This window comes from Klebsiella sp. YJ (genome assembly GCF_002108615.1).
In the GTDB taxonomy this organism is placed as follows: Bacteria; Pseudomonadota; Gammaproteobacteria; order Enterobacterales; family Enterobacteriaceae; genus Klebsiella; species Klebsiella planticola.
In genome coordinates this window covers 1-1,514 of sequence record NZ_MTEG01000090.1, presented here as the reverse complement: position 1 = coordinate 1,514, position 1,514 = coordinate 1, and the positions used below count along the sequence as shown (strand labels likewise).

Sequence of the window (1,514 nt, the reverse complement as noted above, 5' to 3'; positions counted from 1 at the left end):
GGGGTTCTACGCCGGAACCGCCGAAATTTCCGTTACGCCATTTCAGCCCGCCTGCTAGCGCATCCAAGGGACTGTTTGGAGAACGGAAATAGTGCCCCCCCTCCGAGTTAGCTGATCTGCTTTCTAAACCAAGCCTTGAACTGATTGCGTTTTGAGTGAGTGTACAGGTCGTATTCAATAGGGTACTTTTTACGGAACTCGTTGATTGCTCGCTCACACCCTTCTTTTGTTTTCACTTGCTCAGAGGAAAAACCTACCGATGCTATTTTTTGCATTATCTGAGGATCCGTGTGATGTGAAGGTTTTTTTAATTGAGGGCCGACGTCTAACCCGAACCGAATCAATTTTTCATAAGCTAACTCTCTCACATCAAAAATATGGTCGTTATTCATCAAATCAATCAGGGTATCGATACACTGCTGACATTTATATTTTCCAAGCAAATGAACAGCCAGCATTCTTTTCTCAAATGAATATACGATGTTTTTATTTATTATTATTTCTTTCCTTGCTTTTTCTGTTGGCTCAGATTCTATATATTTATCTTTAGATTCTTCAAGTGAAACTAAGTAATCCGCTGCTGACATGGAATTTTTAACTAAATTTTGTTGGAAGCTACGAAATGCAGTTCGCATATAAGATAAAGGATGAGCCATCGGGTGTGATTTACCAGGTTTTGTTAACCTCTCATGCTCCTGGTAGCGCTTATTAACTCTTTCCCAATCCTTCGGATAGACACGTTTAAACTCAGAAAAGAAAGAATCGAAATCACAACCAACAGGAAGGGAAGATAGCACAGTTGCTATTTTGAATTCTTTTTTCGGTATAACACTACCTTTTGATACCCGTTGTCTACTCATAGTCACTTTCTCCACACCAAATTTGGTTACAAACCCCACTTTGACATGAGGTTAAAATTTGAATTATATAAGATTTTTGTGGAAGCGCTACAACTTATCGACATCCACATTCCAAGCCTGACGATCGCTTATCTGAACAAGGTAGCCAGCTTTTTTCAATGTATTTAAGAAATAGGGTTGTAAGCCGTAATCTGCCAAAATTTTGTCACCTTTTAGATAGGGATTTTGATTACGTCCTTTTACTACGTAAATCATCTTTCATCGCATCAATCATGTCTTTCTCTAAGATTTCATTTTTCCTAGCTTCATCATCAGTATAAACAGCTTCACTTATCAGACTTGCAACTTTGTCTGAACCAAATAGCTTGACCTTCATGTGTGCAAGCCCGAAATCTTTAGATGTCTCGTGATTTTTTATGACTGATATCTTATGTAACGCCAAAATAATCCCGATATATGTATCACATGTTTCGGCATATTGAGTTTTATTTCCTCCGGATTTTTTATTTAAAAAATAATCCACAATTGATTTTAAAATAGCGCCTAAACCAACCCCACCTAAAATCGCTAAGAGCGAATCCATTTTTACCTCTAAAATAATGTAGTTAATTTTATTGTTAAGTCTGAAATTACATTAAATCACACCTACCCAAC

The 1,514-nt window shown here is 37.5% G+C and carries 2 protein-coding genes; both read right to left on the bottom strand.

Translation table 11 applies throughout. From position 1 onward, the window contains the following. Positions 1–107 precede the first annotated feature (107 nt). The gene (locus BV390_RS31385) at positions 108–860 is read right to left on the bottom strand and encodes a HEAT repeat domain-containing protein (protein WP_023332876.1); all 753 of its coding nucleotides are present in this window, start codon (positions 858–860) and stop codon (positions 108–110) included. Positions 861–1,089: 229 nt separating this feature from the next. Beyond that, complete coding sequence (locus BV390_RS30270; RefSeq protein ID WP_023332877.1) at positions 1,090–1,443, bottom strand: hypothetical protein; 354 nt, start codon at positions 1,441–1,443, stop codon at positions 1,090–1,092. Between the last annotated feature and the right edge of the window lie 71 nt (positions 1,444–1,514).

What these genes read in the sequence shown, in the direction of transcription:
- BV390_RS31385 (WP_023332876.1), bottom strand. Translation starts at nt 860, where the DNA reads ATGAGTAGACAACGGGTATCAAAAGGTAGTGTTATACCGAAAAAAGAA.
- BV390_RS30270 (WP_023332877.1), bottom strand. Translation starts at nt 1,443, where the DNA reads ATGGATTCGCTCTTAGCGATTTTAGGTGGGGTTGGTTTAGGCGCTATT.